Origin of the sequence: Bartonella sp. TT110JLCBS (assembly GCF_042193405.1) — a bacterium.
In the GTDB taxonomy this organism is placed as follows: Bacteria; Pseudomonadota; Alphaproteobacteria; order Rhizobiales; family Rhizobiaceae; genus Bartonella.
Window position 1 is genome coordinate 1 of sequence record NZ_JBHILT010000017.1, and the last position, 24145, is coordinate 24145.

The window sequence follows — 24145 nt, forward strand, 5'->3', positions numbered from 1 at the left end:
GCCCGAGGCTGCTCCACCCGTAACCGCCGTGACAGCCAAGGCCACGATAGCCGCACCGGCTTCTGTCAGCCCTTGGGATTTATAATCCCAGTCTTTAAACTCAGCCTTAACTGCTTGCCAATCAATTTTCCTTACAAATCTTAATCAACACAAAGTAATAACCTGAAATAGCAGTGTGTCGTATGGAAAATTAAAAACAAAAACCGAATGAAGAAAATGCACTTGAGACTTGCATATGGCTTCACAGGTTTATTGCTGTAAAAGCTTCAAATGATGATATCTCTAATACTTTTCGCTTGTTCTCTTGTGGTAGTTTCCACATGCGAAAATATATGGACGATGACGCCTCTTCTCAAGCTTATCAAACTGAACTCAAAGGTATTTTCTTATTGATTTTGAAAGAGTCCTTAAAACGCATTTTGCAGAGCAACGTAGAAGTCATGTCTAAAAAATCATTCCAAGAGCAACAGACTTTTCTAAGTATTGTGAAGAGATTGAAAAAGATCTTCTTTCACGAGCCAAAACTCTTCATGAATCAATGATAGGAGAGTTTAAAATAGACTTCTAAAAAATAGCAAAATAGTGAAAAATGCTGATCATTTTTGGATTGGATATGCATTTAAAGAGTGATTAAAAAGTTTTTTTAATGTACAATATATTTCTAGAAGCCAAAATGGCTCTATAGTATCAAATTTATAAAGTAAATAAATCCATTAATACAAATTAAGGATTTTAGGATACGTGAATTTCAAAATATTTGTTTTTTAAAACATGAGTAGCCAGCATCAGCGCAAAAAATGTTGCGGCAGGTATGATTCCCTTTCGTGTATTTTTGAAATAACAGAGCTTTTCTTTAATCTTTATGAACTGATTGCCAGTGCGGTGGGCTTTTTTGAAAGGTGGATTTGGGTATCAAAATGCAAGCAAGAGTTTGGGATTATTATGGAGCTCTGTGTTTAAAGCTATCATCAAATATAGATAAATCATAAACGAGGTTAACTAAAATATTAAAAGCAACTGGATGCAATAGAAGATATTGCTATTAAAAGAAAAGCCTTGTTTGGCGTTATAATTTTTATATTTGTATGTTTTTCAGGAATAAGAAAAAATCTTGACTTTATTCAGGGGATTTTGACATTCGCGTCTATTTCTTTGGTGATCGTAACAACTGTTTTTGCAATTTTATGCAATTCTAATATCCCTTCTGAGTTGCAAAACAACCCACAATATAAATGCGGCAATACAACAGGTTGGAAGAGATTAACATGTGAGTTACATCAGTATATGCACAGTCTCCTAAAGTTAATAATTTTAGCGCTTGTCGTTTTAATTTTCCCAAGTAGTTATAAAGAAACTGTTTCTTTGCCTGTCATTTCTAAGTACGTGGAGCACAAGTTTTCTTTTTCATTGGATACCATACTTTGGTACTTAGATATTGCTCTTGGATATTCAAATATTATAATTTGGTACTTTTTTTTATTCTGTGTATTCTTCCTTATGTTGCGTACACGCAGTTTAATAAATATATCTATTTACACGCTACAGTGCTCTATTAAAGAGATACAGTAAAACTTACGATTTCATGCTTTAATTTTTCTTTTATATGACCTTCATTATACATACCATTATCATTTTTACTCGTTTTAATAGCAAATTTATGTTGAAAAGTTTCAGTATTAAAGATTATATCAAAATTATTATGTGTCTTTCCAACAAAACTTATGTTTTTAAATGCTGGATTTAATTTATATTTTTTAAAAAGATTCAAAAAATAATTCTTTAAATTATTTTTTTCTTTAAATTTGATACCCAAGTCAAGTTCCATTTCAGAATAATCATCCGTGGGAAATTCACCAAACAAAAGTTTAGCCATCTTTAGCAAGTTGTCTTCTGATTGCATTGCAAAAAAATCTAATTGTTTTGGTTGTGTATATTTCAGTTTTATTTCTTTAATTAAAAGCAATTTTTTTTCGAACTCTTCCTTACCAACAATATCAGGTGAGATATCAATCGTTTTCGGGGGAAAAGATTTTTTGTAGTGTAGCTGCAAGAATTTGTTTAACTCTTTATTTGAAGAAAAAAGAGTAAACTCTATAGGAATCAAAATTCCAAAATATTGCTTATTCTGTTCAACATATTTTCTAGGACGTGGGTTAGGAATATTCTGAAAGTCATTTTCAGAATCAATCACTTCGGGATTATAAGGACTATTTTCTCCCGTTAAAACATAAATCCAATAGCAGATCTTCGAGTTCACAGAAAACTTTTCAATTATTAAGGTAACACATTGATTATCACGGTTAAAATCATATCTTCCTTCCTCTAAAAATTTATCAGCATCATTGATATTAACTAATTCTGAGGCTGGATCTATTTTATATTTATAAGAAAGAAAGTTAAGGGTATTCATAAAGTTAACATAATTACAATGTCTATAGTCTTATCGGGTGGTAGATGTTGCCCAAGTTATCTTAGTGACCACGAGAAGGTGGTGTATCCAAAATATATTGTATTGTTTAGAATCAATTAGTTAAAGATCGAAGTTATAAAATTTTAATTGCAAAAGCAATACGAGTTTTAGAGAACTCTGCAGTGAAAGCTACTTAGATTTTTAGAATATGGGCTCCCCCTTCTCGGCTTTTAAGTGGAGGAGAAATCAGTGCATTGAACGAAGCATGACATCACGTAAAATGGCGTTAATCCGCATTTGATATCCTTTCCCTTGACTTTTAAAGTCACGCTGGAACGTCTGAATCCACACGCACTGTTGTGACAGTTTTGGGTGGTTTATAGAATGGATTGCGAACGGCATTTTTCCAGAACACATCATTGAGTGACGGAATATCTCTATGATCAATTGCACTATCTGACATTACAGCTAATTTATCAATTTCAACTCTCTGTTCATCTGTCAAAGCTGATAAGTTACCTACCTCAATTTCATAACGAACTTTCTTCTTTATAACGTTTCCTTTTTTTCAAGTTGGCTCGCCGTGCTGAAATAATACGGATTACCTCTATGCCATCTTTATCGTCATAGACAGTATGCGCTACGAATAATAATAAAAAACCATCCATGAGCTATAAAGCTTGCTAACCATACTCTCCGTTTTCAATACGTTCTTGTTTAGCTATGGAGAATGGGTCCGAAAAAACACATGCGACTATTTCAAAACTTACACGGTGCTTTCTAAGATTATTTTTTGTTTTAGCTTCATTCCATTCAAATCTTATTTTTATACCTTATATTAATACATTTATAAGGGCATTATATACATCAAGAGTTTTAGATAAACACTGAATTATCCATGTTTTTGTACAATTAATATAATTTAATACTTTTAAAATTAGTGATTAATTAACTAAAAATATTAAAAAAATAATAAATTATTCTAAGGCTTTATGCATATAATATGCAAATCGAATAAAACTTACAAGCCTGTTGAATAAAATGATATTAATTGGCTATTTAGGGGCTGCTCCTGAAAGCAAAAAAATGAATTTGGGTGCCGAAATATTCAACTTTCGTATGGCTACCTTTGAGAGCTATACAGATAAAAATACCAATAAAAAAGTAGACAAAACAAAATGGTATTCCGTGGTGCTTTTTAATCTACATACATTGGGAAAAACTTGTTCTTCAGTACAAAACTGACCCTTTTTCCGAATGAATGAGAGGAACGGTTTTTTTAATGGTCAACGCTACAAAGGATGCAATCAGCACTTTCAAGAATCCACTAACCAAAAAACCTAATGAACTTATTAAAACTGTCAGTAAAGGAACCTGAGTCATATAAGCTACCCATGGTATTCCAAAAGAATAGACTATCCCAATACCACCCACAATATTTATCATAAATAATATTATAAAATTTAACCGCTGCCAAAGCAATTCTACCATAAAACCAATAAAAAATGCAGCAAATGGAAAACTAATCAGATAACCACTTGTAACTCCTGAAAAAACACTAACTCCACCACGACCATTAGGCAATAGAGGTAACCCAATCGCAATAAGAACAAGGAAAAGAAGTGATGCTAAAGCTCCCCTTTTCGCTCCAAGTATAGAGCCTGCTAACATCGGAGCCATAGACTGAGCTGTAATAGGGACACCCAGCAAAAAAGGAAGATAAAGAGGAGGAAAAAGACTCAAAATAGCGTAAATAGCGGCAAATAAAGCAATATAAACCAAATCTTTTGTATTCACTGAATTATTCCTTCACTAGGGAAAAACTTTCGTTATTGTTGTATAATTAATAAAAAGTATCATATTTATAAAATTATACTTTAAATGACTTAGATATAGAGAAAAATATTATAATAATTTATTTTAATAATATTACTTATATGAATCATATTAGATTCTACAATGTTTAATTATATCATAAATTACTATAGTTAAATTCAATAATAGTGATATACGAATATTATATAACAACAGCATAACAAAATAATGCATTTATTTTAGTTATTATGCTTTGAATGAATGAGAGGAACAGATCTTTTAATCGCGAGTGCAATAAAGGATGCAATCAACGCTTTTAAACAATCGCCTATCAAAAAACCTGATGAAGCCATTAAAACCTTCAGTAAAGAAACTTTGGTCATATACGCTGTCCATGGAACACCAAAAGAATAAATTATTCCAATGCCACCGACAGTATTTATCACAAATAATATTATAAAATTTAACCGCTGCCAAAACAACTCTACCATTAAACCAATAAAAAATGCGGCAAATGGAAAACCTATTAAATAACCACTTGCAATCCCTGAAAAGACACTGATTCCACCACGACCACCAGACAACAGAGGTAATCCAATCGCAACAAGAACAAGAAAAAGGAGTGACGCTAAAGCACCCCTTTTTGCCCCAAGTATAGACCCTGCTAGCATCGGTCCCATCGATTGAGCTGTAACAGGTACCCCTAGAAGAAAAGGAAGATAAATAGAAGGGAAAAGGCCCAAAATAGCATAAATAGCGGCAAATAAAGCAATATAAACTAAATCTTTTGTATTCATTTAATTCTTCTTTTACTATAAAAACTCTGATTATTACGAGATGCTGTATCAATAGTATCAGCATCATAAGAACGCGCTTCCAATGCTTCAGCCACTTCTGACGCCATTCTTATGGTCCGTATAATTAAAGGTATCGCAAGAGCAACAATGTTAGTATTAAGTCCCCGTGCTTGCTGTGCTTCATGTACCTCATTAAACTTTTCACTCAAAAGAGGAATAAACCTGATCGCCATAGAGATAACCATACTCACTTTTGATGGATTTATACCAAAACAACGAAAGGGCTGGAGGACTGCTTCAATTGCATCCACCATATCTGACACTTTTGTTGTGAATGAAATAACTGATGACAAAGAAAAGAGGATAACAAGACGTAATATGACCTCAACCCCCGTAAGCCAACCGCTAAAAATAGTTTGAAATACAAATAGAAGAACTAAAAGCAATCCCATCGATTTAAATTGCTTTATCACAGTTTTGAAAGGGACCTTGGCGACTCTATAGAATAAGATGACAAACAACAAAAATAAACCAAGAAGCGCTATGGAAGAAACCATTATTATAAAAGTTCCACACGCCGTAAGAAATAATAACTTAACTCCAGGCCTTAACCTATGAATAAATGTATCCCTCGGAATATATAAACCGATCATGACATTCTTCTTATATACTCCTTTATAGCAACAAAAGGTACATCATCAATTGCTATCTCCCCCTTATCAAAAACCAGCACTCTATCAAACTTTTTCAAAAACTCTAAATCATGCGATACAACTATTGCCGTTTGTGGTAATTCTTCTATCACTTGCGTAACGCGATGCTTATTTCGCAAATCAAGTAATGTCGTCGGCTCATCAAAAATAATGTAGTCTGGTTTCATTGCAACTACACCGGAAATAGCAACGAGTTGTTTTTGCCCACCACTTAATAAATGGACAGCGTGATTTCTGAAATCTTGAAGTTCATAGCGCTGTAAAATTTCATCTACACGCTCCTTAATTTCATCTTTATTAAGCTTTAAATTTTTGAGACCAAAGGATAAATCCTCTTCAACTAATGGTAAAACAATCTGATTATCGGGATTTTGAAAAACAAATCCAACTTTACGTTTTACTGCTTTTGCATCGCGTTTTGTATCAAGCCCATCAACGCTTACAAAACCATGAGATGGTAATTGGAGCCCATTAATAAGGCGAACAAATGTACTTTTTCCAGAACCATTCGCACCTATAATAGCAACTCGTCTTTCGGTAAGCTGTACAGTAATATTTCTTAAAACACACAAATCACCAAAAACTTGTGTTACCTCATCAAATTTTATAATCCCCAAGGTTTATTCCAATCAATCCCTTTTATTAGCTCTTCTTTCTCTATCGCTTCAGTTTATAACCTAAAAGTAATAACAAGCACCATAGAGGAATAATAATGACTGCCAAACTCATATCAGGCATCTGTACAGGAATATATGCTTCAAGAAAAGGCAAGCTTATTCCTATCATATCAAAAAGTCGAGTCATCAATCCATTTTTCCCAAAACCACTGACAAACATAATGCAAAATAATAAAGCAAGAAAGCAGAGGCAAAGATAGTTAGCGTAAGGATATAAACCAAACGCATAAATAAAATCGCCCTTTCTGTTCTTATGGGCATTGCGAAATTTCAAATGAACAATAACAATAATAGCCCAAGTAATCACTGCTGCTGCAGTTGCAAGAGCCATGATCCGCATGAAACTATTATCAGGAACAAGAGCATTAACAACGACAATCAACGCCGTACATAATGAAGAAAAAAGGATAGCAATATAAGGAACACGAGCAGCACTCAGTTTACTAAAAATATGTGGTGCATTTTTTTGTACAGCTAAACTATAAAGCATACGGCCATTAGAATAAATGCCACTATTGTAAACAGAAATAGCAGCCATAATCACCACAAAATTCAAAATATGACCAGCAGCAGGAATTCCTATAGTCTCGAAAATTGTGACAAAAGGACTACCATTTTTTCCAATCATATTCCAAGGGCTGATTATCATAATAATGCTGATAGATCCAATATAAAAAATTATAATCCTCCACATAACTTGACGGATAGCCGCTGGAATTGTTTTTTGTGGATTAGATGCCTCTCCAGCAGCAATACCAATAAGCTCCGTTCCTCCAAAAGAAAACATTACTACAGAAGTTGCTAAAACAACCCCTACTGCTCCATAAGGGAAAAAACCACCATGGTCCCAAAGATAATGAATATTCGCTTGATTTTCCCCTAGTCCAGTGACAATGAGAAAAATTCCAAAAATAATCATACCAATAACAGCAGCCACTTTGATCAAAGCGCAAACAAATTCAAATTCTCCATAAAAACGAACATTAAACAAATTAACAAATGTAACAAATAAAAGAACAATGAAAGATGTCTTCCAATGATCAATCAAAATCCAATGATCAAGGTAAAACCCTATCACTGTAAGTTCAGCCATGCTCACAAGAATATAAAGAAACCAATAATTCCAACCTGTTATGAAACCAGCTAATCTCCCCCAATATTTATAAGCAAAAAAACTAAATGCTCCTGAAGACGGTTCTTCTACTGACATTTCACCAAGCATTCGCATAATGAAATACATAATAAGCCCGCCGACAAGATAAGATAAAATAACTGAGGGACCAGCTAATTGAATTGCCTCGGTTGACCCATAAAAAAGTCCCGTCCCAATAACGCCACCCAAAGCAATCATTTGAATATGGCGATTTTGAAGGCTACGCTTCAATTCCTCGTGCTTTTTTTCAGACATCATGCCTCACTACTTTTGTTGAACTTAACCTCAACTTTTATTGAAAAATTAGGCACCTCTTTCAAAAAACACAAAACAAACGTAAACTTATTTTCTTATCATAATGCAACTCCTTATTTTTTTGTGCATTATACGTATGTCCCGTTGAAGTTTTAAGAAAAAATATGCTCCACCCTTTATTTAAATTAATGTCCTTCATTTTCGTTACACTAACCATTATAGCATTGGTCATTGATAACGCACACTCTGTAATCACATCACATTGGACAACAACCCCCTTTAATAAAATTTTAACAAACCTTCTGCAAACAGATATCTATCACCTTAATCAATCTCTATGCAAGGTAATGCCTGATTTTCTGTCCTCAATTTGCATTACTCTCACTTATTTACCCGCATGGTCTATCTTTGGTGCTTTAGCAATAGTATTTTGTATCTTAAATTACGAAAAACAAAAGCCTTTTCACAAAATATCATATACATATAACGAAGAGTACATTTGATCTTGAAAAAAACTTCTAGAGCTCTCTGTACTATAACATAATCGATGTCGCTTAAAACCCCTCACTCTATTAAAACAACTGAAGATCACTTGATCATCAGAAAAAATTAAAACGCTTCATTATAAATATAGGCGCTCACTTATGATTTCTATAGATAACGATAACATCACTTTATTTGTATCAATTTAAAAAAATTAGCGAATAAATCTACCTCCCACCTATAAGAAAACTCTGTACAGAAAAAACTTAAAATATTGCAGTTCATATATTTTTCTATGGCTGTTTCTTTAATACTCTACAAAAACTTTTCTTAATTTTCGTACTAGAAACCCCATATAAAAAAACGTCTTCTAATATCAGCTCTCCTTATAAGATTGGAACTTATTAAAATTAATGAAGAAGCTTATAAAAATTATTCTACAAGTCTAACAAAATGCGTGAAATAAAAACTCATCTGTAAATAATTGCAATTGTGATAAAAAATATTTCGCACCTTCTCCCTATTGAGAAAATGGTAAGATAACAGCTTCAGTAACACTCTAGTTCTTTTAAATCTGACAATCGTCTCGCTAAAATATCAACTTTTTTAGATATCTCATCCAAACTTTTCCATTGATTAGTTACCTCTCGAGAAAGTTCCTCAATGAATTTTTCTTGGTAAGCTAGCTTCATTTCTAGTTCTATCAGCCGATCTTCATCCGACATGATTTTTACTCCCTCTTAAATAAAAAACGTGATTAATTTTATTAATCCTTCTCCCTTTTTCTTCCCATAAAAATGAGAAGTAACTTCTCAACTAATTCTACTCATCTATTTGCACATTATAAAAGGTTTATGATGATCTTTATTTTCCCAATCACTCTATGCAACAAATTTCTTTCTTAAGAATCAGAAAATGTTTTTATCTTTACTAAGTTATCTTGACACCATTTTTCATCCTAAAGATCTACATTCCCAGCTTCTTAATTTAAGTGCTATCGTAAATTGAAAAGCATTTTATAGCATTAAGGTCAAAGAATACTTTCCTCTGACTTTTACATACTTCTCCTTCAAATTATTATCATATGTATAAATTATTGAAAAAATGCATTCTTGCTTTTATACGTACTTTTAGCTATTACCCTCAAATTAGTTTTGTCTCATTGACTTACAAACCTATGCCGCATTAGCTCAGTTGGTAGAGCACATCATTCGTAATGATGGGGTCGCTGGTTCGAATCCGGCATGCGGCACCATTTTTTATCTTTAACACATTAAGATATATAGACTTTTTATTTAAACAGTAATTTTCAGACCACCTTTTAGACCATCTTCTACGGTTTATATAATTTTATCTAATTTGTTCTTATTTGCTCCTTATTTTTCGTTGGAGTGAGTGCTAAAATCTCTTTTTTCCTTCACCTTACTGCTCTCCCTAGCTTGCATGGCTTTGGAAATACACCTTGAAGCATCTAATGGCGAATCGTTGTTGTGGATACACTAAAAAGCTGTACACATTCACGGGTTGTTACATATCTATCGCCATCATCAAATATCATCTCATTACCTTTCTCTTTTTTATGTTATGTAAATGGGCGGAGATGCTAGGAGGAGAGAACCTCCCATATCTTCAAGCGGCTTTTTGTTAAAATCTTTTGTATCTCTTGTATTATTGCCTCTAAAAAGATTTCAACAGCTTGATTGATTTGTTTAAGACGCTTCTGGAAACGTAGCCAATACATCACTAGACAAAGATGATACCATTGGCCTCAAATGCCCCATAAAACGCTTCATATGAAAAAGACGAAAGCGTTATTCATATGGAAAAAATATATGAAACCGAAATCATCGTTCAAGTTTATTACAATACAATATTCTTTACAACACTATCCAATATCATTGGTCCATATATTGAATATGCTCCACTACTATATTGTTTTAGTTGGAAACAGACTACTAGAGAGGGAGAAAATATCGATTATGTTTTATATAACATTTTATTTAAAATCCTTCATAAAGATATTTTTTAAGAAAATTAAGCAATTAGAGGAAAAAATAAATAATAGTTAAATTCACTATAGATTTTTTTATTAAATATGTATAATACGTTACGTGTATATCGTGTTGATTCTAAGATAATTTGTAGATCTATAATATTCAACTGTAATGTTTTTTTGTTTTTATAAAAATAATTCTATGGTGTAATTTATGGGTTATGCAATTACTTGAAAATCAATACCTATTATTTCATTACTTATTATATCTCTTATTTTTTTGTTAAAAAATGCTTTTTTTCATCAGGATTATTGAAGTTTTTTAAGTAAAGTTCTTCTAAATCATTCTGGATCAACTGTAAGAATTTATGAGTAAAATCTATCTGATTATAAATGGATCTATTATAAAGTTATTATCTTGAGATGGAGATCAATTGCTGCAAAATGAATGGTGTTTAGCATAATATTTGTTCAAAAAACGATATGGATTTTAACATAACTCACTATGGAGACTTTGAATTTATTATGCCCTTTCGCTGTTCTGTTCTTAAAAATGAGTAGATGTAAGTTTTCGATTCATATCCTGCTTTGTGTAGGTTTTTTTATAGGTAAGAATAATGCGAAAAATATCAAAAGAAGGGCTTGCATTGATTAAGCAATTGGAAGGCTTACGTTTATCGGCTTATGAATATTCTGGTGGTGTATGGACAATTGGTTATGGACATACAAATGCTGCTGGTGCTCCAAGCGTCCACAAAGACATGCAAATTACGGAAAAAGAAGCTGAAAAAATCCTTTGTCAGGATTTGAGAGAGTGTGAACTCGTTGTTGAAAAAGCCGTTACCGTTCCTTTAAACAATGAACAATTCGCGGCATTAGTATCATTTTGCTATAACGTAGGAATAACAGCCTTTTGCAATTCTACACTTTTAAAAAAGCTCAATAAAGGTGCATATGAAGTGGTACCAACTGAATTACAAAAATGGACAAGAGTAGGAGGAAAACGTATCCAAGGTCTTGTCAATCGCCGAGCAGCCGAAGCAGGATTATGGGCGAAAGGATCTCATGTTGCTCCAAATTATCATGTAGTAGAATCAGAAGGTGTAACAGGTATTTGCAAAGTAGAAGCTCTTGCACCAATCATAGGTTCTTTTTCAGGGCTTGGAGGGCTTTTTTCAGGAAATGGTCCTGTTCAATGGGTTTTAGCAGGCATTATGGTTTTAGCTGCTTGTACAGCTATGGTATACATTGCTAAACGCTTTCAAGAACACCGCCTATGATCTTATGGATAAAAAAATATCTAACAATGACATCAGTGACCATAGCAGCTTTTCTTATAGCTTTAGTGAAAGCCTTTTTTCTTGGGAAACAAGTTGAGAAGCAAAAGCAAACAAAGGAAGCTTTCAAAATAGGACAACACGGCTTAAGGTAGAAAATGAAGATTAATAAGAAAACTGATGCTGCTATGCGTACTAAGCTTTCTAACTGGCTGCGCGACGAATGAATGAACTTCTTGTATTGGATGGCTGCCAATTTATTTGAATAGACAAGATATCAATGTCATTAGTCCAAATTTGGCGAGAGATATTTTAAAACATAACGAACAAGGTGAACGTTTATGTGGTTGGAGAGATATACGGAAAATAAAGTGATAAAAATATAATTCCTCTGAAACATCAATCAATGAAAAGATTTGAAAGAGGTGGATACACTCAGATTAACACTTAAAGGATTAAAACACTCTGGTGGTCGATTAGATTTAATTAGAGTGACTAAGGGACGTTTAAGTTGAAACTAAAGGATTCAACAGGTTATATTTGTGTAAAATGATTAAGTCTATTGATGTATTCTAAGGGCATCTTTGTTATCTTATCAAAAGAGGATGAGAAAAGATTTTATGGATTACACTACTATCGTCGTTCAAAGAACTGATCATACACAAAGGTTCTGTTTTCAACAAAAATAACATCTAGGAGCTGGTATGCTTGAAGAAAAGCAATCTACGGAACTATATAATGAATAATGGTATAGGCTCTATGTGATTTGTAAATGACGTTGCTTCAGCTTCCTAATTATAATAATGATGTTGACGATAAGGCAAATACTTTCGCACTATATCTGCTTTTTCATGCTAAAGTGGCGGGAACACATTATGAATGATCTGGGCTGTTAATTTTTCTATAGGTAAATTTCCTATGTGGGAAATAACATGCAACTCGAGTAGAGAAAACCAGAAACCGTTTTTACCTTCATTTTTTAACTCTGCTTTTTTGCTTTCAAAAGTCGCTTTTGCAGTTTCTTGAAAAATATTGCTTTGCTGTTTTAAGATAACTTGTTCCTGAAATAAAATGGGACCATTACCTTCTTTTAAAACATCACTCTAATATCTTGCAAACTCATATGCTGCTTTTAGAGAAAGTTTGTAACAGAACCGTGCCTTTCACGGCGTTTATTGTGATGTGTATAACGGAAAAATTAAGAGCGCGTATTATCTTTTTGAACATTCAACCACTGTCTTACTTTATCACAATATTTATCTTAAGAAGGTACTTTTACAAAGATACTGATAATCCATAAATCGCTCTCCCCTAATTCATCTTCTCGCTCATCCTTCCATGCATTGCCCGTCCACCTTTTAAACTACCTTAAATTTTTGATAGAGAATTTTTTCTTTAATTTTTATTTTTTATTGAATCATAAAAATGGTATATCTCAATCTCACCTCTATGCATCTTTATACGCTTTGATTCTTATTTCTAAAGCCCAGACAGCCTGCATATCGCACTGTTTTTATATTTAATATATATTTTTAGATTTATTCGTAACTTGTTAGAAAAGTTGCTATATTTTGATAGAAAATCTTCTATCAATTCACTTTTTTCAAAAGGTTCTGAAAGGATTCTTTAAAAGTCTGTAAAGTTAAAGACTATTTAATACGTATTGTTTCTTTTTTAGAAATCAAAATTGGTGATGCCCCATTCCTTACCAGCAATTGTGTTATTTGCAGAGCAATCTGTATAAGATGGTATAACCTCTTTTATGAAGTTAACTAAAGTTTTTTGAATTTCTAGCATATTGTTTAAAGACAAAAAACTCCCCTTTATTTATGCAAACAGCTTAGACATCGGCTGATAATCCTCCCGCTTATAAAAATCCTTTCTTTAATAACCCTCAAAACCATAATTAAAGTGGTAAAAGATAGAACAAGATTTTTAGACGATCATAACGCACAATAAAAATAGACTAGTCTAAATGTTCAATGCTAACACCTGCTAAACAGAGGAAAATAAGTTTTAGCACGCATTCAAATTGAAAGGGCTTAAGCCCCCGCGCTACGATGGATTTCAACTCTCATCGTACGATTTACCTTCTCTCAAAAACTTAATCGCTGTAAATATAAAAATCTTGAAGCCCGTTCTAAATCCGTGAGAGTTTCTGGATCTTGCTGTATTAAACGTTGAAATTCCTCACAACTGCTCATCTGAAATGCTAACCTTTTTCATAAAAGGACGATAGTGGTGTTGTAACATCCTTAAAAAGTTTACGACATAACCTGAGAGATTATTGCTGATTTCAGGGGATAGAATCAATTTCTGCTCAAAGAAAATCTCACCCATACCAACAAAAAGGTTTACTCTACATGCCATGAGGAATGTCCTCAAATAATTTTGATATTTTTTTGATCAAATTTCTTTTGTCACCAATATCAGCAGCAACTGGCGTGGAATTAACAAAATTATAATTTTTTATCTTAAAATGTATCCATCATTTTTTACATTCTTTCATCTATCTTAGCTTTCTTTTCACAGCTTCAAGTGATAAAAAGTAACTGCAATGTTAAGTTATCTTGCATAAAACAAATTGCTCGCAAACTATTCCTATTGGCGAAATGACAATCCATCCTCTATTTAAAGAGAGAAAAACTTTTCTTTTTTACTCAGCGATAAAGTAAATACTATCCAATTACTTATGAGTAATAATTCAATCAAATAGAAACTGTAATCCTTTCTACTCTGAGTAATCTTGTCCCCGTTTATATAGATTTAGGAAAGCGCGCTGTTATAAATATTCATAAAAATACTTTAAAAATTAATATCAGTAAAACTTCTGTTTAAAAAAGGAAAAGATGTTATCTTACTTGCTACTGAAGAAACTGTTCAAATTTGTCTTGATGTTGCTGAAGAGCTTCAAAAAACATGAAGTTATTCCAACGCTTACAAGTGTGCCAACAATTCAACTTTGAGATAATAGATCAGTGCTAGAGTTATGCAATCTCACCAATCTTTTGTTGTCTGTGAAGAGCATAGTATCAAAGGAGAAGCTTGGAGATGCAATTGTTAAATCGCTTATGGAACAAAACATTCTATGCCATTTTGTATCATTAGGAACACCAAACGTCCCCATCTGCAATAAAAACGAGCTGGACATTTAACAAGTTATGAAATCAATCGAGAACGTATAAATAGTGTTAGAAATGACATACTATATAAAAAATATTCAACTGCTTCCTAATATGCTCACCAGTTCAAAAACATCATAAATCATTGAGGATGCAAGAAAATAAGAAAGAAAAGCACATTAATTCACGCAGTTTTGCTCTCAGTAAACCAGCTTTTTTTAAAGATAGTACGGATATTTTTTCATTGCTTAAAAACGTACTCCATAAAAACAATATCATATCCATATAATATATTATTCAATAAAATTAATATAAATAATATATAGATTATAGAAACATTATTTATATTGATCCGATTTTATTATAATTAAATATTACAATAAATACATATTGACATTTTAATAATGTTATTTATATATTATAATTAATATTATTTCATATTGGAATAAAACTAAATGAATTTTATATTTTAATGTTTTTATACATAGGAGGGAAAATGTTCACAGCATTATATATATTTATTTTTTCTATATCAACAGTTGTTGTACCTTTAATAGCAGCGCTTATTCCTTTTTATCCATAGAATAAGTTTTTAATAAAATAAATAAAAGATGTATGCAATGTTATTATTATTTTTTTTGTTTTTATTATTATTAACATTTTTTCTTTAATACTATTATAGTTATTGAGTATTTTCTGTGATTTTATAGAAAAGTTTTTTGATCTTTTCTATTTAATTTTAACTGTCAACATATTTGTAAAATATATAATTATGCTCCTCTATAAAAAAGACTTTCTTTTTTTTAAAGTGGTATAACATATTGCTTTCATTGCTTAAAAATATCTGTATTCACCAAACTCTTGCGGGTAATATCTTTGATTGTCTGAGCACCTGTCAGTGTCATAGCTACCCGCATTTCATTGGCAAAAAGATCAAGGAGATGCATAACACCTTTCTTACCTGCTGCCGCAAGCGCATAAACAAAAGCACGACCAATCATAACAGCATCCGCTCCTTGTGCTATCATGCGTACAACATCAAGACCAGAACGAACACCTGAGTCCGCTAAAATAGTCAAATGATCCTTTACAGCATCCGCAATTTCAGGCAACGCCCGTGTTGTTGATAATACACCATCAAGCTGACGTCCACCGTGATTGGAAACAACAATACCATCAGCACCAAATCGTACGGCTTCTCGCGCATCTTCTGTATCAAGAATACCTTTCAAAACCATTTTTCCTTTCCAAAAATCGCGAATCCATTGTAGATCATGCCAACCAATTGATGGATCAAAATTTGCACCAAGCCAACCTACATAATCATCTAATGCAATCTTCTTTTTGAGATAAGTGGAAACATTTCCAAGATCATGAGGGTGCCCCATAACACCAACGTTCCAAGCCCAATATGGATGAGTTAAAGCTTGTAAAAAACGACGTAATCCAGCATAAGGACCAGACATTCCCGAATGCGCATCACGATAACGTGCACCAGGAACGGGCATATCAACTGTAAAAACCAACGTGCGTACACCAGCTAACCAAGCCCGCTCTAGTGCATCACGCATGAAACCGCGATCTTTGAGAACATAAAGTTGAAACCAAAATGTACCTCCAACCGCCTCTTGTACTTCCGCAATGGGACAAACTGAAACCGTGGATAGCGTAAAAGGGATCCCTTTTTCCGCTGCGGCGCGCGCTGCTTTCACCTCACCACGACGTGCATACATGCCCGTTAGCCCAACAGGTGCGAGCACAATCGGTAGATCAAGTGTCTGATCAAAAAGCTTGATTGAAAGATCAACTTCACCAACTTGCCTTAGAATCCTTTGACGCAGTGCAAGTGCTTGAAGATCTGTATAATTACGTCGCATCGTTTCTTCAGCATAAGCCCCACCATCAATATAGTGAAAAAGAAAGGGAGGAAGACGACGCTTTGCTGCCTTACGATAATCAAGTGTTGAAGAAATAATCATTGATGGCACCATTGTTCCTAAATAAAAAGAGAAGACATCCTAAAACGCATAAAAGCGAATCCGTGTATCTACCTATTCGATATTCTCCCCAAACGCTCTATTGAATAGATAGAAGCAACAGAGATTGCAACTTTCTAAAAAAAAACTAATTGATAAAAACAACGTCTTTATTTCTCTTATCCAAATTTAAAATTTCACAGTATGAAGTATCATTAATAACGTGTCTACTCATATATTTTTCATGTGCAATTGAAATTGTTATACTCCCTTTAAACCAATACCTCTTCGAAAGCGATTGCTCCGTAGCTTAATTAGTTATAATTTAAAGTCGTTTCTCCCTCCAAAGGCTCTTACATTATCAGTTATTAAGAATATAGAGCATCATTAAGTATAAACCATAATCTCCTTCAAAAGATGAAAAAATCCTTTATTAATACTGGAAATAAAGCTGTCGCATATATCCAGAAATCTTCTTATATCAATATTCAAAACTGAGACCTGTTACTTATTCATGAAAGTTTATAAAAATATACAGTGCCTAATTCACATACAACATAAAAAACTTTTAATGTTCATACTAATAGAAAATCTTCATATTTAATTGAATAATTTTCTAGCAATTTTATATCTTGAGGCTATAAATGAGTTACTAAAATTAGAACAATGTTTATTATGTTACTAAAATTTAGTGAAAAACTTATTTATTAACTCTTTAAAGATATTTTTTATACAAAATAAAATATACTGGTCATTAAACTCTAGAAAAATGGAGTCAAGTGCAGTATCCAATCTCGCATATTTAATTTGAAAAGTGAATACGCTACTGTTATATTGAATTTTATTAACCTATTGATTTATTATAATAATATATATGTATGACATATTGAATATAGTCAGATTCTTTCATTTTAGATTTTGTCATGATGAAATAATCAAAACTATTCTTTTGCACATCATAAGTAGAGTTTGTATAGATACAACCTCTTGAAAAAAAAGCAAAAATGCCTCTCATATCTTCTCAAATGCAAGGGATGAGATAACCTTGGAAATTAAAAATAGAATGCATAATGCCGGTTTTGCGAAGCACAAAATTTTCTTTTATCTAAAATACGCTTTCTGCATACATGTTATCAAAATTCGTAGTTCTCAATTCATTTAAAATGCTTGGATAACTTTAAACCCTGTGCTTGATAATGTGATCCAACATCATATCCATAAAGGGTTGATGGTCGATTAAGCATATGTTCATAGACCAAACGGCCAATAATTTGACCATGCTCTAAGATAAAGGGAACTTCATGGCTACGTACTTCTAAAACTGCCCTTGCCCCTTTACCACCTGCCTCCTTATGCCCAAACCCTGGATCAAAAAAACCTGCATAATGCACCCTAAACTCACCAACTAAGGGATCAAAAGGAGGCATTTCTGCAGCATAAAGTGGAGGCACATGAACAGACTCTCGTGAAACTAAAATGTAAAACTCATCAGGATCAAGAACGAGCTCCCTTTGACCTCGATCAAAAAGAGGTTCCCAAAAATCTAAAATGTGAGCAACAGCACGTTTATCAATATCAATAACACTTGTATGATGTTTACCGCGATAACCTATAAGCCCGTTTTCATCTCCTTTTAAATTAATGGAAAGTCCAATACCATCAGCACTAATATTAGGAAGATCATCCGATATCAGCGTTTCTTGCCTATGCAAAGCATGCAGCTCAATTTCATTTAAATAGCTGTGCCCTTTTCTAAACCGAAGCTGTGATAAATGCGAGCCTGTACGTACTAAAATTGGAAATGTTCGTGGACTAACTTCCAAATAAAGTGGACCGTGATAACCAGCACAAATTTTATCAAACTCCTGCGCATTATCCGTAATGACGCGTGTAAAAATATCTAATCGCCCCGTAGAACTTTTGGGATTGGCAACAGCAGATAAAAATTCTGGTAAAGCTAAACTTTCCAAAAGAGGAACAATATAAACACACCCCGTTTCCAAAACCGCTCCGTCTCGTAAATCAAACTCATGCAACTTTAACCGTTCAAGCTTATCCAAAACTTTTGCATCAGAACCCGGCATAAAAGAAGCACGTATACGATAAGCTTTCTCCCCTAAACGAAGATCAAGGCTTGCTGGTTGTATTTGAGATCTATCAAATGGATAGCAAGCCTTGAGAAAATTATTATCAATCAAAGCCTGTATATCACTATCTGCTAAAATACCGCTTATACGCGTCATATATATCGCCTTCCCTTTTACATTGTTTCTTTTTTGACCTAGATGATAAATTGGTGCAAGCTATTTTAAGGTGATAAAAACGATTTTTTCTGTTTTACCCAACTGAAAAACATTTTGCTTCTCTTTAAAAATAAACAGGAGGTATTGTAAAAATAATATCTCTCATCCTCTCTTATTCTTGAATGTAGCGCAAATGATGTTATCATAATTTTTTATAGAACCCTTAAGATTCCTGTTAGAATTTATTATGATTATACGCCATCTTAGCGAAAATATTATTAATCAAATCGCCGCTGGTGAAGTTATTGAACGACCAGCAAATGTTGTCAAAGAACTTGTTGAAAACGCTATTGATGCTGGTGCAACGCGCATTGAAATTATTACGGCAAATGGTGGAAAAAATTTTATCAAAGTCAGTGATAATGGTTGTGGGATTCCTGCCGATCAATTAACTTTAGCGGTTTCTCGCCATTGCACCTCAAAGATTACCGATGACGTACACAATATCTGCTTCCTTGGATTTAGAGGAGAAGCCCTCCCTTCTATTGGTTCTGTTGCTAAACTTAAACTCATTTCACGAACAAAAGATGCTGAGAGCGCTGCTGAAATTTCCGTTACTGCTGGAAAAATTGTAGGACCCAAACCAGCTGCTGCAAACCTTGGAACAATTGTTGAAGTTCGTGATCTTTTCTTTGTCACGCCGGCACGATTAAAATTTATGAAAACTGATCGGGCTGAAACAAATGCTATTAGCGATATGATTAAGCGAATTGCTATCGCATTTCCACATATCCGCTTTTCTCTTTCAGGATTAGACAGAACATCTATGGAACTGTCTGCTACAGAAAATAATACTCAAGGACAATTACAACGCATTACACAAATTATGGGAAAAGAATTTGCCCCTAATAGCATCGCGCTGAATGCTGAACGCGAAGCGGTGCGCTTAACGGGTTTTGCCTGTTTACCATCTTTCAACCGAAATAACAGCCTTCATCAATTTGCTTATGTTAATGGGCGTCCCGTGCGTGACAAGTTTCTATGGAGTGCACTCCGAGGTGCTTATGCTGATGTCATGACACGAGATCGTTATCCTGTCGCTATTCTTTTTATTGATCTCCCACCTGCTGAGGTAGATGTTAATGTTCACCCAGCCAAAGCTGATGTACGATTCCGTGATCCAGGATTAATTCGTGGTTTGATTGTTGGAGCTATTCGTGAAGCATTGCAGCAATCTGGTATTCGTCCGACTTCAACCCGTTCTGAAGCAATGCTTGCTGCATTTCAAACACAACAACCATTGGCACAACAACCATTAGGCAATTTTAAGAACACTCACCAGTTCTCTTCTTACAGTTCACAGCCTCATCATTTTACCAGCGCTTCAATGGTTCACAAACCATTGGATAGTACTCGCTCTTTTGATTTAAAAGAAGATGCTGCTCCTATTATGGAGGGCTTAAATACACCAAGTGGAGATGCATACATTCCAAACACTACATCTTCATCAGAAGAGCTATCTTATCCATTAGGAGCGGCCAGAGCACAAATCCATAAAAACTATATTATCGCCCAAACACAAGATAGTTTGATCATTGTCGATCAGCATGCAGCTCACGAACGATTGGTTTATGAAGCACTCAAAAATGCACTTTATTCCAAACCGCTTCCTTCACAGTTATTACTTATTCCTGAAATTGTAGAACTCTCTGAAGAGGATGCAACATGTCTTTTAACGCATAAAGATGCTTTGCAAAAATTTGGATTAGGAATAGAACCATTTGGACCAGGAGCAATTGTTGTGCGTGAAACACCTTCCATGTTAGGAGAGATCAACGTCCAAGCCCTTATTAAAGATCTCGCAGATGAGGCCGCTGAGTATGATACAACAAATAATTTAAAAGCAATGCTTGATTATGTTGCAGCAACGATGGCCTGCCACGGCTCAATACGGTCAGGGCGCCTTTTACGCCCTGAAGAAATGAACACACTATTACGACAAATGGAGGCAACACCTAATACAAGTACATGTAATCATGGACGCCCTACTTATATTGAACTCAAATTGGCAGATATAGAACGGCTTTTTGGCAGAAAATAAACTCTTCATCATTTTGACAAGAAAAATATTTTTAAATTAACTCTCGACTTTATAATATATTTTATGGCACTTTTCTTGAATCTCTTGTATCAAGCAAAAAGGAGTTATAATGTTTTCCGATAGTGAACGCGAAGCAAAAATTCATTATTCTAATAACGGATATGACATTATAGAATATGGCACCTATACTATTTGTGCTGTTAGCGGGCAAAAAATCCCTATAGATGATTTAAAATATTGGAATCATCACCGCCAAGAAGCATATGCTAGTTGTGAAATCTCCTATCAACGTGAACTTGAGTGCAACCCATATCTCAAGCAATTGTTAAAAACAAAAGAAAAATAACCCTTTGAAAGCTATAAATTTAGCCTTTGCCTTTTAGACAAGAAAACTCAAGGGAACGTTTTCTAAAGCGGGTCATGACCTCCTCAAGAACCATTCGACAGAAGTCTTTTTGAACAAAATCGACATTCACATCAAAGACAATAAGATTTTTCAAATCTTTTTGCGTGTGAATTGTCTGTATACGGGTATAATCTTTAGCTGTTGTTGCGAGCCATAAATTGTGCATTTTAGCCTTTTGTATAAGGCTTTTTAAATTTTCATCTGTGAAAAAATAGTGGTCTGGATATATGTAAGTTTGCACCACATGACCAGATAATTCTTTAATAGATTTAAAAAACTTATCTGGATTGCCAATACCGGCAAATGCCAAAAATGATTTTCCTGAAACCTCATCAGAAGCACTGGCTTTAAGATGAGCACGATATAAAGGCTTTCCAGTACGCGAAACAAGAAAAGCAACATTATCAGGCGCATCGGAGTGACCAATCAATAAAACACTATCCATAAAAGAAAACTGCGTTTTTAATGGTACGCGCAAAGGTCCTGCTGGAAAGACAGCTCCATTACCAAAACCGCGCATCGCATCAACAACGAGTAACGCATAATCCATATAAAGACGGCGACTTTGAAATCCATCATCCATTAAAATAAGATTACATCCCTCTTGCTTAAGCCGTTGCGCCGCTGCATAACGATTAGGTGATACAGCTACAAAAGCATGCCGTGCAAGTAAAAGTGCCTCATCTCCAACATCGCGTGCATTGTCATATTTCTCATTTACAAGATGTACCCCTTTAACTGATCCACCATAACCACGAGATACAATACCAGGTACAAAACCAAGTTCTTTAGCCACCTTGGTAAAAGCAATAACAACCGGCGTTTTACCCGCACCACCACATGTAAAATTTCCAATACACAAAACAGGCAGATTAATCACGGGAGGCTGTCTTGCCATAAAACGACTTGAAAAATAACCATACCCCCATGAAACTGGGGCTAATACAAAACGCAAAAAGCTTTTATTTTTCCACCAAAAATGGGGGGCGCTAATATGCATATCTACCCTGACGTTGACGTAAACCTGTTTGTATTACAAGGGGGTGTAAAAATGGATCTAAAACCTTTAATGTGCGCTCAAGTGCACCTGCCATACCTGTCGCCACTTCATAAGCCTTATCAACCATTTCTTGTCGCAATGTTTCATTGGTTAAAAGCTTATACACCTGAATAGCAAGCTGTTTTGTATCTTGAACCATATATGCTGCATCATGCGTTAGAAATTGTTTGAACATCTCTTGAAAATTTGAAACATGGGGCCCTGTCAAAATAGCAGAGCCAAGCAAAGCCAATTCCAAGGGATTATGTCCACCGTTTCCACATAACGATTTACCAACGAAAGAAACTTGTGATAAGCGAAGAAAAAGTGCCATTTCTCCAATGGTATCTCCCCATAAAATATCGGTATTCATGTTTGGAACAGCATCTCTACTCCTACGAATAAAACTTAACCCCTTATTATCGCATTTTCTGATAAGATCTTCTGAACGTTCAGGATGACGAGGCACAATAATTGTTAATAAATCTGGCAAATAATTTTTAACAATCTTATGGACCTCAAAAGCAATCTCCTCTTCCCCTTCATGCGTTGAAACAGCTGCCCAAACTGGACGATTGCCGATAGCATTACGATAACGTGCAAGCAATGCTTGATTTTCAACCAGAAAAACATCAGCCTTGAGATTACCAGAAAACGTAACAGATTTTACGCCAAGTTTATGGTAATAAGCTACATCTCTTTCGTTTTGACCAATCGCCAAATCAATATCCTTAAAAATATGTTTGGCAAGAACGCGTCGTTTTTGCCAAGCTTTAAAAGAACGTTCAGACATATGGGCATTAACCAAAATCTGCGGAATACGCATTTTTGCAAGTTCTTTAATACGAAGGGGCCAAATTTCTGATTCACAAATCAAGACGAGATCAGGCTTCCAATGACTAATAAAACGGCGCACTGCAAAATCTAAATCCAAAGGAGCATATTGATGAATCAACCTATTACCAAAATGTTTTTTCACAAGAGTAGAAGATGTCACAGTCCCTGTTGTCATTAACACATTGATTTTCAATGATAAAATATAATTTACAAGTGGAAAAAGTGCAAGTGTTTCTCCAACACTTGCTGCATGCAACCAAACTAATGAACCTTGGGGGCGTACATAAGAACTTTTACCTAAACGCTCTTTTTTGCGACACCACTCTTCTTTTCCACGAATAGCACGAAAGAACAAATAAAAAGGAATAACAGGACATAAGCAAAAACCAATTATCCGATAGCTTAAAAGAGCCGTATGTGCCTTTAATTCTACCATTTAAAATCACCTCATCCAGCTATTTTAAGATATCTATATACTTATTTTGTTAAAAAATTCATCAACACTATTGGTTGCATCCATATTTTTTAATATCATCGATATCTTAAATAAAAAAAGCTTAATCCATGAGAAAATTCAATACATATACACATTATTTAAATCTCTTTTAATTAAATTTTGTAACTTATATCGATTTTATCACTTCATTCTGCACCCTATAAAAAATCTTACTCAAAAATAACAAAACTACATTTCAGTCGATTATAATTTTTAAAATATAAATGATAAACCTATGACATAGATTGTATCAATTTTTTCAACTCACTGAATAAATACTTCTTATGATTTTAATGAGACTTTGAATTTTGCACGTTGGTATTTTAGAGAAAAAGCTTATTTTTACATATGT

At 33.9% G+C, this 24145-nt stretch carries 16 protein-coding genes, 1 tRNA gene and 3 pseudogenes; 6 read left to right on the plus strand and 14 right to left on the minus strand.

Features of this window, described 5'->3' with window-relative positions; genetic code table 11:
* Positions 1-1035: 1035 nt before the first annotated feature.
* Positions 1036-1569 carry a hypothetical protein gene (locus ACFILW_RS07330; protein ID WP_375685447.1) on the plus strand — a complete coding sequence of 178 codons (534 nt, stop codon included), beginning with the start codon at positions 1036-1038 and terminating at the stop codon, positions 1567-1569.
* On the opposite strand, the gene ACFILW_RS07335 is transcribed toward ACFILW_RS07330, so the two are convergent.
* On the minus strand, positions 1553-2410 hold the full coding sequence (locus ACFILW_RS07335) for a hypothetical protein (RefSeq protein ID WP_375685435.1): 858 nt from the start codon (positions 2408-2410) through the stop codon (positions 1553-1555). The genes ACFILW_RS07330 and ACFILW_RS07335 overlap by 17 nt on opposite strands.
* A gap of 325 nt (positions 2411-2735) precedes the next feature.
* Positions 2736-2915 (minus strand): hypothetical protein, encoded by a 180-nt coding sequence (locus ACFILW_RS07340; RefSeq protein WP_273790436.1) that lies wholly within the window; start codon positions 2913-2915, stop codon positions 2736-2738.
* A 524-nt stretch (positions 2916-3439) separates the two neighbouring features.
* Between ACFILW_RS07340 and ACFILW_RS07345 the strand changes: the two are divergent.
* Positions 3440-3619, plus strand: a pseudogene (locus ACFILW_RS07345) (single-stranded DNA-binding protein); the annotation flags it as partial.
* 21 nt (positions 3620-3640) lie between these two features.
* Here the strand turns inward: ACFILW_RS07345 and ACFILW_RS07350 are convergent.
* From ACFILW_RS07350 to ACFILW_RS07375, 6 genes are all read right to left on the minus strand, one after another.
* Positions 3641-4207: a biotin transporter BioY gene (locus ACFILW_RS07350; RefSeq protein WP_375646472.1), complete on the minus strand. Its 567-nt coding sequence runs from the start codon at positions 4205-4207 to the stop codon at positions 3641-3643.
* Positions 4208-4464: 257 nt separating this feature from the next.
* On the minus strand, positions 4465-5022 hold the full coding sequence (locus ACFILW_RS07355) for a biotin transporter BioY (RefSeq protein WP_375646470.1): 558 nt from the start codon (positions 5020-5022) through the stop codon (positions 4465-4467).
* Positions 5019-5675 carry an energy-coupling factor transporter transmembrane component T family protein gene (locus ACFILW_RS07360; RefSeq protein ID WP_375685436.1) on the minus strand — a complete coding sequence of 219 codons (657 nt, stop codon included), beginning with the start codon at positions 5673-5675 and terminating at the stop codon, positions 5019-5021. The genes ACFILW_RS07355 and ACFILW_RS07360 overlap by 4 nt, the downstream gene beginning before the upstream one ends.
* Positions 5672-6352: an energy-coupling factor ABC transporter ATP-binding protein gene (locus ACFILW_RS07365; protein ID WP_375685437.1), complete on the minus strand. Its 681-nt coding sequence runs from the start codon at positions 6350-6352 to the stop codon at positions 5672-5674. Before ACFILW_RS07365 ends, ACFILW_RS07360 begins: the two co-directional genes overlap by 4 nt.
* A gap of 40 nt (positions 6353-6392) precedes the next feature.
* Positions 6393-7820: an amino acid permease gene (locus ACFILW_RS07370; protein ID WP_375638589.1), complete on the minus strand. Its 1428-nt coding sequence runs from the start codon at positions 7818-7820 to the stop codon at positions 6393-6395.
* 1031 nt (positions 7821-8851) lie between these two features.
* The gene (locus ACFILW_RS07375) at positions 8852-9028 is read right to left on the minus strand and encodes a SlyX family protein (RefSeq protein WP_375685438.1); all 177 of its coding nucleotides are present in this window, start codon (positions 9026-9028) and stop codon (positions 8852-8854) included.
* A 454-nt stretch (positions 9029-9482) separates the two neighbouring features.
* Here ACFILW_RS07375 and ACFILW_RS07380 point away from each other — a divergent pair.
* Positions 9483-9558 (plus strand) — tRNA-Thr (locus ACFILW_RS07380).
* A 99-nt stretch (positions 9559-9657) separates the two neighbouring features.
* On the opposite strand, the pseudogene ACFILW_RS07385 reads toward ACFILW_RS07380, so the two are convergent.
* A pseudogene (locus ACFILW_RS07385) lies at positions 9658-9861 on the minus strand (helix-turn-helix transcriptional regulator).
* Positions 9862-10913: 1052 nt separating this feature from the next.
* Here ACFILW_RS07385 and ACFILW_RS07390 point away from each other — a divergent pair.
* Positions 10914-11576 (plus strand): lysozyme, encoded by a 663-nt coding sequence (locus ACFILW_RS07390; RefSeq protein WP_012754682.1) that lies wholly within the window; start codon positions 10914-10916, stop codon positions 11574-11576.
* Positions 11577-12430: 854 nt separating this feature from the next.
* Here the strand turns inward: ACFILW_RS07390 and ACFILW_RS07395 are convergent.
* The 3 genes and pseudogenes from ACFILW_RS07395 to ACFILW_RS07405 form a co-directional block, all read right to left on the minus strand.
* Positions 12431-12804, minus strand: a pseudogene (locus ACFILW_RS07395) (integrase); the annotation flags it as partial.
* Positions 12805-15522: 2718 nt separating this feature from the next.
* Entirely contained in the window at positions 15523-16674 is a 1152-nt protein-coding gene (lldD, locus tag ACFILW_RS07400) for an FMN-dependent L-lactate dehydrogenase LldD (RefSeq protein WP_375685439.1), read from the minus strand.
* A 1151-nt stretch (positions 16675-17825) separates the two neighbouring features.
* Positions 17826-18914, minus strand: coding sequence for a 2'-deoxycytidine 5'-triphosphate deaminase (locus ACFILW_RS07405; protein ID WP_375623777.1), 1089 nt, complete (start codon positions 18912-18914; stop codon positions 17826-17828).
* A 247-nt stretch (positions 18915-19161) separates the two neighbouring features.
* On the opposite strand from ACFILW_RS07405, the gene mutL reads away from it, so the two are divergent.
* Together mutL and ACFILW_RS07415 are read left to right on the plus strand one after the other, a co-directional pair.
* Positions 19162-21015: a DNA mismatch repair endonuclease MutL gene (gene mutL / locus ACFILW_RS07410; protein ID WP_375685440.1), complete on the plus strand. Its 1854-nt coding sequence runs from the start codon at positions 19162-19164 to the stop codon at positions 21013-21015.
* 109 nt (positions 21016-21124) lie between these two features.
* A complete protein-coding gene (locus ACFILW_RS07415) occupies positions 21125-21361 on the plus strand; it encodes a DUF2093 domain-containing protein (protein ID WP_273787833.1) in 237 nt (78 codons plus the stop codon).
* A 19-nt stretch (positions 21362-21380) separates the two neighbouring features.
* On the opposite strand, the gene lpxK is transcribed toward ACFILW_RS07415, so the two are convergent.
* On the minus strand, positions 21381-22421 hold the full coding sequence (lpxK, locus tag ACFILW_RS07420; RefSeq protein WP_375685441.1) for a tetraacyldisaccharide 4'-kinase: 1041 nt from the start codon (positions 22419-22421) through the stop codon (positions 21381-21383).
* A complete protein-coding gene (gene waaA / locus ACFILW_RS07425; RefSeq protein WP_375646463.1) occupies positions 22411-23733 on the minus strand; it encodes a lipid IV(A) 3-deoxy-D-manno-octulosonic acid transferase in 1323 nt (440 codons plus the stop codon). The genes lpxK and waaA overlap by 11 nt, the downstream gene beginning before the upstream one ends.
* Between the last annotated feature and the right edge of the window lie 412 nt (positions 23734-24145).

What these genes read in the sequence shown, in the direction of transcription:
- ACFILW_RS07335 (WP_375685435.1), bottom strand. Translation starts at nt 2,410, where the DNA reads ATGAATACCCTTAACTTTCTTTCTTATAAATATAAAATAGATCCAGCC.
- ACFILW_RS07355 (WP_375646470.1), bottom strand. Translation starts at nt 5,022, where the DNA reads ATGAATACAAAAGATTTAGTTTATATTGCTTTATTTGCCGCTATTTAT.
- ACFILW_RS07360 (WP_375685436.1), bottom strand. Translation starts at nt 5,675, where the DNA reads ATGATCGGTTTATATATTCCGAGGGATACATTTATTCATAGGTTAAGG.
- ACFILW_RS07370 (WP_375638589.1), bottom strand. Translation starts at nt 7,820, where the DNA reads ATGTCTGAAAAAAAGCACGAGGAATTGAAGCGTAGCCTTCAAAATCGC.
- ACFILW_RS07375 (WP_375685438.1), bottom strand. Translation starts at nt 9,028, where the DNA reads ATGTCGGATGAAGATCGGCTGATAGAACTAGAAATGAAGCTAGCTTAC.
- ACFILW_RS07390 (WP_012754682.1), top strand. Translation starts at nt 10,914, where the DNA reads ATGCGAAAAATATCAAAAGAAGGGCTTGCATTGATTAAGCAATTGGAA.
- lldD (WP_375685439.1), bottom strand. Translation starts at nt 16,674, where the DNA reads ATGATTATTTCTTCAACACTTGATTATCGTAAGGCAGCAAAGCGTCGT.
- ACFILW_RS07405 (WP_375623777.1), bottom strand. Translation starts at nt 18,914, where the DNA reads ATGACGCGTATAAGCGGTATTTTAGCAGATAGTGATATACAGGCTTTG.
- mutL (WP_375685440.1), top strand. Translation starts at nt 19,162, where the DNA reads ATGATTATACGCCATCTTAGCGAAAATATTATTAATCAAATCGCCGCT.
- ACFILW_RS07415 (WP_273787833.1), top strand. Translation starts at nt 21,125, where the DNA reads ATGTTTTCCGATAGTGAACGCGAAGCAAAAATTCATTATTCTAATAAC.
- lpxK (WP_375685441.1), bottom strand. Translation starts at nt 22,421, where the DNA reads ATGCATATTAGCGCCCCCCATTTTTGGTGGAAAAATAAAAGCTTTTTG.
- waaA (WP_375646463.1), bottom strand. Translation starts at nt 23,733, where the DNA reads ATGGTAGAATTAAAGGCACATACGGCTCTTTTAAGCTATCGGATAATT.